13 protein-coding genes are annotated in these 14,129 nt (G+C 63.7%); 11 read left to right on the plus strand and 2 right to left on the minus strand.

Annotated features, from left to right (window positions below; translation table 11 throughout):
• Positions 1 to 133 precede the first annotated feature (133 nt).
• Positions 134 to 559, minus strand: coding sequence for a divergent PAP2 family protein (locus tag O0882_RS24075; protein ID WP_289952168.1), 426 nt, complete (start codon positions 557 to 559; stop codon positions 134 to 136).
• Between the two features lie 248 nt (positions 560 to 807).
• Here O0882_RS24075 and O0882_RS24080 point away from each other — a divergent pair, with 248 nt between their 5' ends.
• The 11 genes from O0882_RS24080 (at position 808) to O0882_RS24130 (ending at position 11,522) form a co-directional block, all read left to right on the plus strand.
• Positions 808 to 1,890 carry a DUF475 domain-containing protein gene (locus O0882_RS24080; RefSeq protein WP_289952170.1) on the plus strand — a complete coding sequence of 361 codons (1,083 nt, stop codon included), beginning with the start codon at positions 808 to 810 and terminating at the stop codon, positions 1,888 to 1,890.
• A 100-nt stretch (positions 1,891 to 1,990) separates the two neighbouring features.
• On the plus strand, positions 1,991 to 2,566 hold the full coding sequence (locus O0882_RS24085) for a TerD family protein (protein ID WP_086146096.1): 576 nt from the start codon (positions 1,991 to 1,993) through the stop codon (positions 2,564 to 2,566).
• Between the two features lie 189 nt (positions 2,567 to 2,755).
• Entirely contained in the window at positions 2,756 to 3,472 is a 717-nt protein-coding gene (locus O0882_RS24090) for a TIGR00266 family protein (protein WP_289952171.1), read from the plus strand.
• Positions 3,473 to 3,685: 213 nt separating this feature from the next.
• The gene (locus O0882_RS24095) at positions 3,686 to 4,723 is read left to right on the plus strand and encodes an ATP-grasp domain-containing protein (RefSeq protein WP_289952172.1); all 1,038 of its coding nucleotides are present in this window, start codon (positions 3,686 to 3,688) and stop codon (positions 4,721 to 4,723) included.
• Positions 4,720 to 5,877, plus strand: a complete 1,158-nt coding sequence (locus O0882_RS24100; RefSeq protein WP_289952173.1) for a phosphoribosyltransferase domain-containing protein — start codon at positions 4,720 to 4,722, stop codon at positions 5,875 to 5,877. The genes O0882_RS24095 and O0882_RS24100 overlap by 4 nt, the downstream gene beginning before the upstream one ends.
• Complete coding sequence (locus O0882_RS24105; protein ID WP_289952174.1) at positions 5,855 to 6,607, plus strand: HAD family hydrolase; 753 nt, start codon at positions 5,855 to 5,857, stop codon at positions 6,605 to 6,607. The genes O0882_RS24100 and O0882_RS24105 overlap by 23 nt, the downstream gene beginning before the upstream one ends.
• Positions 6,604 to 7,710: a cysteine protease StiP family protein gene (locus O0882_RS24110; RefSeq protein ID WP_289952175.1), complete on the plus strand. Its 1,107-nt coding sequence runs from the start codon at positions 6,604 to 6,606 to the stop codon at positions 7,708 to 7,710. Before O0882_RS24105 ends, O0882_RS24110 begins: the two co-directional genes overlap by 4 nt.
• Complete coding sequence (locus tag O0882_RS24115) at positions 7,703 to 8,689, plus strand: HpcH/HpaI aldolase/citrate lyase family protein (protein ID WP_289952177.1); 987 nt, start codon at positions 7,703 to 7,705, stop codon at positions 8,687 to 8,689. Before O0882_RS24110 ends, O0882_RS24115 begins: the two co-directional genes overlap by 8 nt.
• Complete coding sequence (locus tag O0882_RS24120; protein WP_289952178.1) at positions 8,686 to 9,924, plus strand: TerD family protein; 1,239 nt, start codon at positions 8,686 to 8,688, stop codon at positions 9,922 to 9,924. The genes O0882_RS24115 and O0882_RS24120 overlap by 4 nt, the downstream gene beginning before the upstream one ends.
• Before the next feature lie 24 nt (positions 9,925 to 9,948).
• The gene (locus O0882_RS24125; RefSeq protein WP_096234439.1) at positions 9,949 to 10,323 is read left to right on the plus strand and encodes a hypothetical protein; all 375 of its coding nucleotides are present in this window, start codon (positions 9,949 to 9,951) and stop codon (positions 10,321 to 10,323) included.
• 245 nt (positions 10,324 to 10,568) lie between these two features.
• Positions 10,569 to 11,522 (plus strand): hypothetical protein, encoded by a 954-nt coding sequence (locus O0882_RS24130; protein ID WP_289952182.1) that lies wholly within the window; start codon positions 10,569 to 10,571, stop codon positions 11,520 to 11,522.
• Between the two features lie 83 nt (positions 11,523 to 11,605).
• On the opposite strand, the gene O0882_RS24135 is transcribed toward O0882_RS24130, so the two are convergent.
• Positions 11,606 to 14,056: a hypothetical protein gene (locus O0882_RS24135; RefSeq protein ID WP_289952183.1), complete on the minus strand. Its 2,451-nt coding sequence runs from the start codon at positions 14,054 to 14,056 to the stop codon at positions 11,606 to 11,608.
• Positions 14,057 to 14,129 lie beyond the last annotated feature (73 nt).

Here is a 14,129-nt window from a genome sequence, read left to right on the forward strand (position 1 = left end):
CCATGAGCGTGTCCGGGCATGTCAATCGGCGGTTTCCTGTAATGCTTTAATCAATGGATGAAACGTAGTTTTTACGCCCTGAAACGCAAAACCCCGCCTAAGGCGGGGTTTTGCGTTTCAGGGGAAAGAGCGCTTAGCGGGCAAACACGTAGTTGATCAGGAAACCGATCGCCACGCCCGTGCACAGGCCGCCGGCGATTTCCACCAGGGTATGGCCCATGCGCTCGCGCAAGGTCTTGTGCGCGGCGCTGGCCGCCTCCCCGGCCAGGCGGTTGATGGCCGCCGCCTGCTTGCCCACGTGCTGGCGCAGGCTGTTGGCGTCGATGATGACGATGAAGGCCAGGGTCACGGCCACGCCGAAGGCGGGGTGGCCTATGCCTTCGCGCAAGGCGATCAGGGTTGCCATGCTGGACACGACGGCGCTGTGGTTGCTGGGAAAGCCGCCATTGCCGACCAGGCCGAACGCCCATTGCCGCGTGCGGACACTGTTGATCAGGAATTTGATCGGTCCGACCAGGATCCAGGCGATCAGGGGCGTGACGAGGTAAGCGATATCCACGGGGTATTCCTTCTTATATATATGTATAGAGTGTGCAAGAAACTGCGGCAGCCGGATGGGCGCGCCGCAATTATCGCAGATCATCCGCGCCAGCAGAACTGTCTGGCGTCAACCTATAAAACGCGGCCCCCGGCGGCAACTAATATAAAATCATGGCATATACAACAATTGACGTATATCAACACTGAGCGCGGCGCGCACAGCGGCGCGGATAATCAAACGTCTTTCATACTTGCAACGGGGTCCTCATGCGGCATTTCAGAATTTCCTTTTTAGTCACTTTTATCCTGATGGCGGTGTCGGGCTGGTGGGGTTACAGCCATGGCGGCATGCCCGGCCTGATCAATGCCCTGTGGATCACAGGCGTGCTGGGTGTCATGGAAGTGTCGCTGTCGTTCGACAATGCCGTGGTGAATGCCTCGGTCTTGCGTCACTGGAATGAATTCTGGCAAAAACTGTTCCTCACGGTCGGTATCCTCGTGGCCGTCTTCGGCATGCGGCTGCTGTTTCCGCTGGTCATCGTTTCCGTCGCCACGGGCCTGGGTCTGGTCGACGTATGGACCATGGCCACCACCACGCCGGACGTGTATGCCAAGCACCTGACGGACAACCATGCGCAAGTGGCAGCCTTCGGTGGCGCCTTCCTGCTGCTGGTGTTCCTGAACTTCCTGTTCGACGACGAGAAAGAATTGCACTGGCTGGGCTGGGCCGAGGAAAAAGTCAATGCGCTGGGCACCGAAAGCCTGGCCGTGCTGATCACCATGGGCGCCGTGGCCGCCTGCGTGGCGATGGGCCCTGCGGAAGAAAAATACAGCGTGCTCGCTTCGGGCGTCGTCGGCATCGCCGTCTACATCGGTGTGAACTGGATCAGCGGCTTGCTGGAAGAAGGCGAACCGGACTTGCAGGATGACGCGGAAGAAGGCGCCGCGCCAGCCAAAAGCGGCAATGGTGACCTGGTAAAAACGGTGGCGCGCGGCAGCATCGGCGGCTTCCTGTACCTGGAAGTGCTGGACGCCTCGTTCAGCTTTGACGGCGTGATCGGCGCGTTCGCCATCACCAACGACGTCGTCATCATCATGCTGGGCCTGGCCATCGGCGCCATGTTCGTGCGCTCGATGACGGTATACCTGGTGCACAAGGGCACCCTGGACGAATTCGTCTACCTCGAGCACGGCGCCCATTATGCGATCGGCATCCTGGCCTTGATCATGCTGGCGTCCGTCAAGTACCATATTCCGGAGTGGTTCACGGGCCTGTCGGGCGTGGCATTCATCCTGGTCTCGCTGTGGTCGTCCCTGCGCTATCGCAAACGGCACGCGGCACAAGCTTGAAATCGGGGGTTCCGCCCCCAGTTGAGAGAGTAATGGCACGAGCGCCTTGCGCTCATCCCATGAAGGCATGATCGAGTTTAATTTTTTTAAGGAGCACCACATGGCAATCAGTTTGCAAAAAGGCGGCAACGTCAACCTGAGCAAGGAAGCACCTAACCTGAAGAAGATCATCGTCGGCCTCGGCTGGGATCCTCGTTCGACGGACGGCGCCACCTTCGACCTTGACGGTAGTGCTTTCCTCCTGAAAAGCGACGGCAAAGTCCGTGGCGACTCTGACTTCATCTTCTACAACAACCTGAAGTCGACCGACGGTTCCGTCGTCCACACGGGCGACAACACCACGGGCGAAGGCGAAGGCGACGATGAGCGCATCGAAATCGACCTGACCCGCGTGCCAAACGACATCGACCGCATCAGCATCACCGTCACCATTCACGACGCCGACGCACGCCGCCAGAACTTCGGCATGGTCTCGAAAGCCTTCATCCGCTGCCTGAACGCGGAAGGCGAAAAAGAAATCGCCCGCTACGACCTGTCCGAAGACAGCTCGACGGAAACGGCGATGATCTTTGGCGAAATCTACCGCTACAACGGCGAATGGAAGTTCAAGGCCATCGGCCAGGGCTTCAACGGCGGCCTCGGTCCTCTGGCCCGCTCGTTCGGCGTCAATGCCTAAAATTCACGCTCGTTAAACCTACTGCGCCGCTCACTTTCGGGCCTGCGTTGCTCGCTGTACCTCCGTACAGCTGCGCGACTTAACCCGAAATCGAGCTTGCTCGCTACGGTTTTCCGAGGTGAATTATCTTAATGTCATATCATTACTGCCGCCTGCACAGATCAGGCGGCTTTTTTTTGGAGATTTATCATGCCAGTATTTAGTGTCACGGGTGACGTCGATCCTTTCCTCCACGTCAGCATGAAGCAGGGCGAAACCATCTATTGCGAATCGGATGCGATGGTGATGATGGAAACGGCGCTGGACTTGAAGGGCAAGATGACGGGCGGCCTGGGCAGCGCCATCATGCGCCGCTTCGCCAACGGCGAATCGTTCTTCCAGCAGCACATCGAAGCGGTGCGCGGCAGCGGCGACTGCCTGCTCTCGCCTACCCTGCCGGGCGCCATCGAAGTGGTCGACGTGGGCGCGCGCCAGTACCTGCTCAACGACGGCGCCTTTGTCGCCGCCACCTCGGGCACGGAAATGAAGGTGCGCACGCAAAGCCTCGGCAACGCGCTGTTCGCCCAGTCGGGCGGCTTCTTCGTCATGGAGACGGCCGGCACGGGACAGGTGGTGGTGTCGGGCTTCGGCTCCATGTTCCAGCTCGACGTCGAGCCGGGCAAGGATGTCGTGATCGACAATTCCCACGTGGTGTGCTGGGACAATAGCCTGAAATACGAGATTTCCGTGACCACGGGCGGCGGCGCCAGCGGCGGCGGCATCGGCGGCTTCCTCGGCAATATCGTCAATAGCGTGACCAGCGGCGAAGGCATCGTGCTGCGCTTTTCCGGCTCGGGCAAGGTGTTCATCTGCTCGCGCAACCGCGATGCCTTCCTGAAATGGACAGCCAGCGGCAAAGCTGGCTGATTCCCAAACGCCCGCCAAAACCGTCGCGAGCGGATGGGGACGTGGCCGAGAAGCGCAACTGTGCAGAGGCACAGTGAGCATCGCAGGCCGCGTCCACGACGCGCAGCAGGTTTGGGCTGGCGTTTTTCTAAGGCCAGGTTAAGTTTTTCTAGCTACACTGCCCGCGCGCGCACCTGCGCGCGGCTTCCCCTTTCTTTACCCGGTCCCCCGTACATGCAAAGAGTCTGGTTCAACAAAACATTTTCCTCGGTCGGCACGGCCATGCGTTTGATCCGCGAGGCCGACATGGCCGCCACAGGCGGTGTGCCCCGCTATCACATCGTGTGCAGCAATACGAACGCGCACGCGGCAGCCTTCCTGTCGGCACACGAATATGCGGTCGAACCGTCTGGACTGACGGGCCACAACTATGTCGAGTGGTGCCTGGAATTTTGCCGCGAGCGGGGTATCACGATTTTCTGGCCCGGCAAGGAAGCGGGCCTGATCGGCAGCGCCAGCGCGCGCTTCGCCGCCCTCGGCACGCGCGTGCTCAGCGTGGCCACCGAAGAGGTACTGGACCTGATGCACGACAAGGCGCGCTTCTGCGACGGCCTCGACCTGCCCATGGCGCGCCCGGCCGACTACCGCGCCGTGACCACCATCGCGCAATACGACGCCGCCTACGCCGAACTGCGCCCCCTGCACCGCAAGCTGTGCATCAAGCCGTCCGAATCCGTGTATGCCCTGGGCTTTGCCATACTCGATGAAGAGCGCAGCAGCGCCCAGCTGCTGCTGGCCGGCGCCGCCTACCAGATCAATGCGCAGGAGCTGCGCACGGGCCTGGCGCAGATGGCATCGTTCAAGACCCTGCTGCTGATGGAATACCTCGATGGCCATGAGTACAGCGCCGACTGCGTCGCCGACCAGGGCAAGCTCGTTTGCGCCGTGCCGCGCAAGAAGCTGCATGGGGCCGGCAGCGGCCAGCTGATCGAACTGCGCGCCGACTTGCTGGCCGCCTGCGACAAACTGGCGCGCGACTACCGCCTCAATGGCGTGTTCAACATCCAGTTCCGCGAGGGCGCGAATGGCCTGGCCTTGTTGGAGATCAACCCGCGCATGTCGGGCGGCATCGGCATGGCGTGCGCGGCCGGCCCCAACCTGCCCTACCTGGCGCTGGCCGGTTTCGACCAGGGCTTCGACAAGCTCAGCATGCCCGCCATCCACGAAGGCATGCGCGTGGGCGAGGCCGCCTACGCCGTGGAGCTGCCATGAACGTCGTCAAGCAGCAGATGCCCACGGGCGAGCTGACCCTGAAGGTGGACGAGGCGCGCTTTCCGCTGGACTGGCTGATCGGCTTTGCCGCGCGCGCCAACGCCAAGCGCGGCTTCCTGTTCCTGTCAAAAGTGCTGGGCAAGCACTGGCCCGTCACGCCGCGCGCCATGCAAGCCATCCACGACGACCTGGCCGCGCAGATCCCCCCCAGCCTGCCCGGCCCCGTGGTCTTCATCGCCATGGCGGAAACGGCCGTCGGCCTGGGCCAGGGCGTGTTCGAAGCCTGGTTGCGCGCCAATCCGAATGGAAAAGCGCTGTTTTTGCACAGCTCGCGCTACCGCGTGGGTACAGTGCCCTTCTTCGAATTCGAGGAATCGCACAGCCACGCACCACGCCAGTTCCTGCATTTGTCGGACGCGGCCAGCGCGCTGTTTTCCACCGCGCGCAGCCTGGTGCTGATCGACGATGAAGCGTCGACCGGCAACACCTTCGCCAACCTGGTGCAAGTGTGCCGCGCGCGCTATCCGCAGCTGGAAAAGCTGCACCTGGGCGTGATCACCAATTTCATGGGCCAGGCCGCCAATGCGGGCTTGAGTGAGCGTTTCGGCCTGCCAACCACCGTCGGCGCGGCGCTGTCCGGCCACTACGCCTTCCAGGCCGGCGATGCGCCGGCTCCGGTAGCGGCCAGCGCGCAGCGCTTCGAAGCGAACGCGGACCGTGGCGCCAGCCCCGCCTTCGGGCGCATCGGCGTGGGACGCGCCTTGACCCCGCCGCAAGGCCTGGCGGTGCAACTGGCGCAGGAAATCGGCGCCGGCGACTCCGTGCTGGTGCTGGGCACGGGCGAATTCATGCACCCGTCGTTCCTGCTCGCGCGCGAGCTGGAAAGCCTGGGCAAGAACGTGGTGGTGCAATCGACCACGCGCTCGCCCATCCTGTCGTGGGGCTCCGTCGGCCATATCGTCCACTGCGACGACAATTACGGTGAAGGCATCGTCAACTATCTGTACAACGTGGCGCCTGGCCAGTACCAGCACGTTTTCATCTGCCATGAAACCCCGGCCAGCCCGGCCCTCATGCAACTCGCCGGCCAGTTGAATGGCCGCCTGTTCCACTTTCAGTCAGAGACCAAAATTGAAGAAATTCCTGTTTGTTGATCTGGACGACACACTGTTCCAGACCCCGAAAAAATGCCCGGGCGAGACCGACCTGCAAGCGGCCGCCTATTTGAAAAATGGCGACGCCTGTTCGTTTACGACGGCGCGCCAGCGCGCCTTCTTTGAATTCGCACAAAGCGGCATGACCCTGATCCCCGCCACGGCGAGAAATGGCGACGCGTTTCGCAGAGTCGACCTGCCGTTTACCAGCTACAGCGTGCTCGATTACGGCGGCATCGTGCTGCAGCCGGGCGGCGCGCTCGACGCGGGCTGGCTGGCACTGATGCAAAGCGACATGCAGACGGCGCTGCCCGGCCTGCAGGACGCCATGCGCATCATCGACGATTTCCAGGTCAAGACAGGCATGCCCTCGCGCGCGCGCCTGATCGAAGATTACAACACGCCGTTCTACATCGTCGTCAAGGACCATGAAGCGCGCGGCGAACGCCTGGCCGACATCGAAGAGCAAGTGCTGCGGCAGTGGATCGCCACCGAAGGTTCGGACTACTTCATCCACCGCAACGGCAACAACCTGGCCGTGCTGCCGAAGACCTTGAACAAGGCGCGCGCCGTGGCTTACCTGCGCGCGGAGCTGGAAGCCGAACATGGCCCCATTCTCAGCTTCGGCATGGGCGACAGCCGTTCGGACGCGCGCTTCATGGCCGCCTGCGACTACGCCATCATCCCCAATGGCACCCAGCTGGCGGCACTCACGGTGGCGGCGCTATGACCGACAGCACGCAGCATTTCAGCGGCAGCTACCGCCAGGAAGACGTGGAGTTTTTGCTCACGCCGATGGCGCTCGAACCCATCCTCGACCTGGCCGAAAAAGAGCGGCTGATCCAGTCCGGCCAGCGCCACTACAGCGAGATGCTGTCGCCGGAATCCTTGCCCTCGCCAGCCTACCTGGCCCTGTTCCAGAGCGCATTTGCCGCCAACCGCCTGCAGATGGCGCGCGACTGCCTGCGCCTGGCAGCCCTGATCGCGGCGCGCCGCACTGGCCCCGTCACGCTGGTGTCGCTGGCGCGCGCCGGCACGCCCGTGGGCGTCATCCTGGGGCACTTGCTGCGCCAGGTGTTCCAGCGCGAGTGCAGCCATTATTCCGTCTCCATCATCCGCGACCGCGGCATCGATGCCAATGCCCTCAAGTACATCCTGGCGCAGGGCCACAGTGACGCCTCCATCGTCTTCGTCGACGGCTGGACGGGCAAGGGCGTGATTTCACGCGAACTGCGCCAGACGGTCAACGATTTCAATGCGGCGCACGGCACGGCGATCGACGGCGGCCTGTTCGTGCTGTCCGACCTGGCCGGCACGGCCGCCTGCGCCGCGTCGTCGGGCGACTACCTGATCCCGTCGAGTATTTTGAACGCCACCGTCTCGGGCCTGGTCAGCCGATCCGTGCTCAATGAAGCCATCGGCCCCGACGACTTCCACGGCTGCGTGTACTACGCGCAGTTCGAGCAGCACGACCAGTCGCGCGATTTCGCCGACGGCCTGGTGGCCGACGCCATGGCCATTGCCGCCAGCAGCGGCATCCCGCTGGCCGAAGCGAGCGATGCGCCAGCCATGGCGGTGCGCTCGCAAGCCTACATGGCCGCTGCGCAGCAGGAATACGGCATCAGCGACATCAACCTGATCAAGCCAGGCATCGGCGAAGCGACGCGCGTGCTGCTGCGCCGCGTGCCCGAACGCCTGATCGTGCGCGACACGAATGCGCCGGACGTGGCACATTTACTGCTTCTGGCGCAGGAAAAAGCCATACCCGTCACAGTAGAACCGGCGCTGCCTTACCAGGCGGTCGCCCTTATCAGGAGCGCAGTCGATGGATAACAACTCCCTACACCCACAAAGTGAACACAAGGCGGCGCTGGGCGCTTCCATGTATGTGCCGACCACGCACAAGGACTTGCTGGCGATCGCCAATGGCGACAAATTCAGCCATTTGCGTTCGGTCATTCTTTGCACCGAAGACGCCATCGCCGAGCGCGATCTCAGTTACGCGCTGTTCAACCTGTCGCTGGCGCTGCAAAACATGTGCGACGAATCGGATACCTTGCGCTTCGTGCGCGTGCGTAATCTCGAGGTACTGGCGCGCGTGCTGGGCATGCCAGGCGCCGAGAAATTGAGCGGCTTCGTGCTGCCGAAATCCACGCGCCACAACTTCGCCGCATATTTCGAGCTGGTGCGCCACACGCATCACTTGCTGATGCCGACGCTGGAAACGGCGGAAGTGTTCGACGACGAGGAAATGAAGCAGTTCCGCATCATTTTATCGGCGCCGGAAGTGCGGCGCCGCATCCTGGCCCTGCGCATCGGCGGCAATGATTTGTTGGCCCTGCTGGGCCTGCGCCGCCCCACCAGCGGCACCATCTATCAGACCCCGCTGGGCCAGGTCATCGGCCGCTTGGTGACCATCTTCAAGCCGCACGGCTTCCAGCTGACGGCGCCCGTCTTCGAGCACCTGTCGCAGGGCGGCTGGCTCGATGCCGAAGTGGCGCAGGACATGGCGCACGGCATGATCGCCAAGACGGCCATCCACCCGGACCAGGTGCCGCAGATCGAGCGCCACTACCAGGTGGCGCAGTCGGACATCGAACTGGCGCTGCGCATCATCGACCCGGATAGTCCCGCCGTGTTCCGCATGCAGGAATCGATGTGCGAAGTGGCGACCCACTCCAGCTGGGCGCAGCGCATCATTGAACAGGCGCGCCTGTTCGGCATCCGCCATGCGGCCGATGGCGCCGCGGCGCACCATCCAATTACCTCATTGACTCAACTCTCAAGCGACGAAGGGATTGCACGACCATGACCAATTTCACACGCGGACAAAAAGGCAAACTGGCTGACCTGGGCTTGAATGGCCCGTTTGCCGTCACGCTCGATATCGTTTCGGGCTCGATGGAAGTGGACGTCAGCTGCTTCGGCGTCGATGCGGCCGGCAAGCTGTCGGACGACCGCTACATGGTGTTCTTCAACCAGAAAAGCGCGCCGGACAACGCCATCACGGTGGACTTGAACGGCCCCCGCTCCACCTTCCAGGTCGACCTTTCCCGTCTGCCCGCCTCGATCGACAAGCTGGTATTTACGGCGGCGACGGAACAGGGCAGCATGCGCGCGCTGGGCAACTCCAGCATGGCGCTGGGCCAGGCGGCCACCTTCGCTTTCACGGGCAATGACTTCCAGGACGAAAAAGCCGTCATCATCGGCGAACTGTATCGCCGCGACGGCAGCTGGCGCTTCGGCGCCGTGGGCCAGGGTTTCGCGGGCGGCCTGGCGGCGCTGCTGAAGCACTTTGGCGGCAGCGAGGCGGCTTCTTCGTCCCCGGCTCCCGTGTCCACGCCAGCAGCGCCACCGCCACCAGCGGCGAATAAAATCTCGCTGTCGAAGATCCGCCTGGAAAAACGCGGCGACAAGATTTCGCTCGACAAGCGCGACAGCGGCGGTTACGGTCGCATCCGGGTCAACCTGAACTGGAACCAGAACGCGTCGCAAGGCCAGGCGCCCGCATCAAAACTGGACACGGGCTTCCTCGGCAAGCTGTTCAACAAGCCGGCCAGCCGTTCGGGCGGCATCGACCTCGACATCGGCTGCCTGTTCGAAATGAGCAATGGCAGCAAGAGCGCCGTGCAAGCGCTGGGCAACAGCTGGGGCGCCTATGACAGGCCGCCGTACATCCACCTGGAAGGCGACGACCGCACGGGCAGCGTCAGCAGCGGTGAAAACATCTTCATCAACGGCACCCATTTCGACCAGATCAAGCGCGTGCTCGTCTACGCCTTCATCTACGAAGGCGTGCCGAACTGGGCCGCCACGGATGGCGTCGTGACGATTGAGATCCCCGGCCAGCCGACGGTGGAAGTGCGCCTCGACACAGACAGCTCGCACGCCATGTGCGCCATCGCCATGCTGGAAAACCACGGCGGCAACCTGCAGGTAACAAAATTGGTGGAATACTTCGGCGGCCAAGGTAAAATCACGGCGCACCAGGCCATGGACGAAAGATATAACTTTGGCCTCAACTGGAAAGCCGGCCGCAAGGACTGATCCTTTTACCTAAACAACCCTACCATGACCCCTACGACCAAAAAAGTCACCTTCGCCTTCGTCATCTTCCTCGTGGCCGGCTTCCTGCTGCTGGCCGCCTACACCTGGATGGCCCTCAGCTTCTCGTACTCGGAAGGCGAACGGGCGGGCTACCTGCAAAAGTTCTCCAAGCGGGGCTGGATCTGCAAGACATGGGAAGGTGAATTGCTGCTGACGGCGCTGCCGGGCACCATCCCGGAAAAATTCCAGTTCAGCGTGCGCGACGAGGAAGTGGCGAAGCAATTGTCGGCTGCCGCCGGCAAGCGCATCCTCGTCACCTACAGCCAGCACAAGGGCGTGCCGACGCAATGCTTCGGCGAGACGGAATATTTTGCCGACAAAGTCGTATTGAGCCAGTAATAGAGACAGTAATACGACCGCAAGTCCAGCAACTCCAGCAGCATCGCGCCGGCCAGCCCTTCCAGGCCGGCGCCTCCCCTCCCGCCGCATCATTGGCGCGCCGCACACATTCTCACTTTCTTATACACTAGGACAATTAGTTCTGACTGAGACATTTTACTAATGTAGTAAATGTGCGTGATGATTGCGCCGTCGCATGATGCCCAGCCAGCCAACCTTCAGCCTGCATCATCACCGGAAATTTCATGCGCATCTGCCACCCTGTCCTGGCCTTGCTGGCCGTCTCGCTTTCCCTCTCCACCCAGGCACAGGATATCTCCGGCATGGCCGGCGCCCTGAAAGTCAGTTCGACCAATGAGCGCACCTTTGTCGCCGCCGTCAGCTACACGCAGCCGGTGGGAAACTACAACGCCGTCAGCCTGTCGTATATCAACGAAGGCCACCCGGAAGACCATCACCGCGACGGCATGGCGGGCCAGTTCTGGCTGCGCACGAAAAAAGTGGAGCAGGGCCTGATGCTGGGCGCCGGCGCGGGCCGCTACTTCTTCTTCGACACGGCCAGGACCGACGACGGCCTGCACAACTTCGACAATGACCATGGCTGGGGCTCCATCGTCAGCCTGCAGGCGCGCTGGCAGTTCGACAATCGCTGGTATGCGCAAGCGCAGCTCAACCGCATCAAGCCCGATGGCAAGGACAACACCACGCACCTGCTGATCGGCGCCGGCTACCGCTATGACGGCGTGCCGGGCGCCAAGCTGCACCTGCAGAACTGGGCCCACGACGACACATTGACGCTATCGACGGGCCACACCATCGTCAACAGCTTGCGCTCGGAAAGCGCGCGTCCGTTCACCCTGGAATACCGGCGCGCGGCGGGAAAATACGTGGATTGGACGGTCACCGCCCTCGATGAAGGCAATGCCGACCTGGCGCACCGGCGCGGCGTGGCCGCCCAGCTGTGGCTGATCCGTTCGCTCAATGAAAAGGTGGAATTCGGCATGGGTGGCGGTCCCTACCTGGCGTGGGATGCGCGCGACACCCAGGGCCACAGCACGCGCCTGACAGGCTTGCTATCGGCCACAGCCCGCTACCACCTCGACCGCCGCTGGGTGGCGCAAGTGGCGTGGAACCGGGTCATCACCGACTATCACCGCGATGCGGATGTGATTTTGCTGGGGGTGGGACGGAAGTTTTGAGGAAGTTACAGACGTAACCCAAACCCAGGACTGGGGTCGGACCCTCAGGGTCCGACCCCGGCTGTTATCGGGTTCTCAGACTCTCAGCGCGAACGCCACACGGCTCCCGCGTCATTCGGCTGCGTTAACCGCTCGATCACTTCGCGCGTCAAACTGGCCGAGCTCACTTGTTCGGCTTTTGCGCGGGCGGCGGTCAGCGAGCTGGAAAAGACCGTTTGCGGTTGCTCCAGGCTGGCGCGCAGCGCGGCCAGTTCGCGCTCTTGCTGCTGCGCGCGCGCCGTGTCCTGCTCCAGCAATTGCTGCCTGGCGGCGGCCATCGCGCGCGTGGTCTCGGCGGCCTTGCGCTGCAGGGCCGCATGCGCCTGGGCGCTGGCCAGCAAGGCTTGCTGCGCGTCGAGTTTCTCGCTGGCCGCCTGCTGCGCGGCCCGTTCCAGCTGCTCGCGTTGGCGCATGGCGTCGAGCGCCTGCTGTTCCATGGCGGCGCGCGTTTCGGCGGCCGCCGTCGCCTGCTTTTCCGCTTCCAGGCGACCGGCGATGGCTTGCGAGGCGCGCTCTTCGGCACCGCTGGTCTGGCGTTGCTGCACCAGTTTTTGCGCGATCAAGGCCAGCGACTCGCGTTCGGCCGCGACGAAATCGCGCTCGGATGCCAGCAGCGCATCGGCCGCCTGCGCCTTGTCTTCTTCCACGCGGGCGCGCTCGCTATGCACTTGTCCCAGTTCCACGGCCAGGCGCGCCTGCGCCTGCACGGCTTGCGCGGCAGCCGCTTTCTGCTCGCCCTCGACCAGCGCCTGGTCCATCAGGATGCGAATGGCGTCGGCTTCCTTTTGCGCCGCTTCCCGCAAGGCCTGTTCGGCCGCGTGCTGGCCGCGCAGCAGTTCGGCTTGCGCGCCTTCGGCGGCGATGCGTTCCTGCGCCGCGTTGAACGCCAGCGCTTCCGCTTCCAGTTTCTCTTTCAAGGCGGCCAGGGCGGCTTGTTCGGAGGCCAGGCGTTCCTGTTCCGCCTGCAGCAGGCGCTCTGCCTGCCGGGCTTTTTCCTGCGCCAGTTGCGACGCCTGCGCCTGCGCAGCCAGTGTCGCCTTGCCTGCATCGATCTCGGCCTGCTCGGCGTCATTCTGGCTGGCGGCCAGTTCCGCCGCCTGGCGCGCCAGTTCGGCGCGTTCCTGCGCCAGGCTGGCGGCGCGCTGCTGCTCTTCCAGTTCGCGGGCCGCTGCCACGGCGGCGGCCTGCTCGGCCGCTTCGCGTGCCTTGGTCTGTTCCAGTGCGGCCGTTTCCGCTTCCAGCTTGGCGTGGCCGGCGATTTCCGCATCCTGTTCGGCGGTCACGCGGGCCAGCGCCACGGCGCGCAGCTGGCGGTCCACCTCGATGCGCGCCTCGGTGGCGGCCAGGATGCGCACATCGGCATCGCGGCGCGCCTGCGCGCTGGCGACGGCGACCATTTCCAGGCGCTCGCGGTGGATGGCCGCGTCGCGCAATTCCTTTTCCGTCTGCAGGCGCAAACGCAGGGACTGCGCCGCATGGCGTTCCGATTCCGCCTGCGCCAGCGCGATGGCTTCGCGTTCCTGCTCCAGGTGCGCCAGCGCGCGCGCTTCTTCCAGGGCGCGCACTTCGGCGGCGGCGCGGTTGAAGGCCGATTCCAGCGCGATCTGGTCGGCGCGCTCGCGCTGCACCGTCAAGTCCAGCGCTTCGCTTTCCGCTTCAGCCAGCATCTGCGCCGTCTGGCGCGCACCGTGCGCATGGCGCTCGCGTTCACGCGCCAGCACGGCGACTCTGGCGTCGGCCGAAGCGATGCCCACCATTTCTTCCTTGGCCGCCTGCACGGCGGCGACGCGCTCGACGGCTTGCAGGCGCGCCTGCTCCGTCTGCACCTGCAATTCTTCGGCGGCGCGGGCGGCCTGCTCGGCCAGTTCCGACTGCACCGCCACTTGCTCGCAGGCGCGCAAGCGGCTCTCCTGTTCGGCGCGCGAACGCTGTTCGGCGGCCAGGCGGATGGCATTGTCGGACTCCACGCGCGCGCGCAGTTCGGCCGTCTCCTGCTTGACCGCTTCCAGGCGGGCTACGCTGGCCTGCGCGGCGGCGCGCATGGTATCGAGCCGTTCGCGGTTGGCGGCAATCGATTCTTCGGCTGCCTGCGCATTTTGCTGTGCGGCGGCGGCGGCGGCGGCGTCGATGGCGGCGCGGTCCTCGGCCAGCGAGCGCACGCGCGCCTCGGCCAGCGCGCGGCTTTCGGCGGCGCAGGTGGCCTTCGCTTCCGCTTCCACGCGGGCAATCGCCTCGTGGATGGCCTTCAATTCCATTTTCTGGCGTTCGGCGGCCGGTGCCTTGCCATCAACGTCGGCTGCCGGCTCGGCTTGCGGCTCGGGCATCGCGGTGACGGGAGCGGCAAGAGCGGCAGGAAGCGGCGCTGGCGCATCGGCCTTGCGCTCCAGGTCCTTGAAATCATGCAGCGAGACCATGCTGTCCTGGTCGAACTCGTCGTCAGCGGAATACGCGACGGTGAGGGAGGCGGCCTGGCGCTGATTTTGCTGTGCTTGCATGATTTCTCGCTTATTCGGGTGAATTCCATTGCTTATGGGAATTTATTACCACCATTATCGAGCAGGCATGCGC

It is taken from the genome of Janthinobacterium sp. SUN073 (assembly GCF_030397665.1).
Classification (GTDB): domain Bacteria; phylum Pseudomonadota; class Gammaproteobacteria; order Burkholderiales; family Burkholderiaceae_D; genus Janthinobacterium.

What these genes read in the sequence shown, in the direction of transcription:
- O0882_RS24080 (WP_289952170.1), top strand. Translation starts at nt 808, where the DNA reads ATGCGGCATTTCAGAATTTCCTTTTTAGTCACTTTTATCCTGATGGCG.
- O0882_RS24085 (WP_086146096.1), top strand. Translation starts at nt 1,991, where the DNA reads ATGGCAATCAGTTTGCAAAAAGGCGGCAACGTCAACCTGAGCAAGGAA.
- O0882_RS24110 (WP_289952175.1), top strand. Translation starts at nt 6,604, where the DNA reads ATGACCGACAGCACGCAGCATTTCAGCGGCAGCTACCGCCAGGAAGAC.
- O0882_RS24090 (WP_289952171.1), top strand. Translation starts at nt 2,756, where the DNA reads ATGCCAGTATTTAGTGTCACGGGTGACGTCGATCCTTTCCTCCACGTC.
- O0882_RS24115 (WP_289952177.1), top strand. Translation starts at nt 7,703, where the DNA reads ATGGATAACAACTCCCTACACCCACAAAGTGAACACAAGGCGGCGCTG.
- O0882_RS24100 (WP_289952173.1), top strand. Translation starts at nt 4,720, where the DNA reads ATGAACGTCGTCAAGCAGCAGATGCCCACGGGCGAGCTGACCCTGAAG.
- O0882_RS24125 (WP_096234439.1), top strand. Translation starts at nt 9,949, where the DNA reads ATGACCCCTACGACCAAAAAAGTCACCTTCGCCTTCGTCATCTTCCTC.
- O0882_RS24130 (WP_289952182.1), top strand. Translation starts at nt 10,569, where the DNA reads ATGCGCATCTGCCACCCTGTCCTGGCCTTGCTGGCCGTCTCGCTTTCC.
- O0882_RS24135 (WP_289952183.1), bottom strand. Translation starts at nt 14,056, where the DNA reads ATGCAAGCACAGCAAAATCAGCGCCAGGCCGCCTCCCTCACCGTCGCG.
- O0882_RS24120 (WP_289952178.1), top strand. Translation starts at nt 8,686, where the DNA reads ATGACCAATTTCACACGCGGACAAAAAGGCAAACTGGCTGACCTGGGC.
- O0882_RS24095 (WP_289952172.1), top strand. Translation starts at nt 3,686, where the DNA reads ATGCAAAGAGTCTGGTTCAACAAAACATTTTCCTCGGTCGGCACGGCC.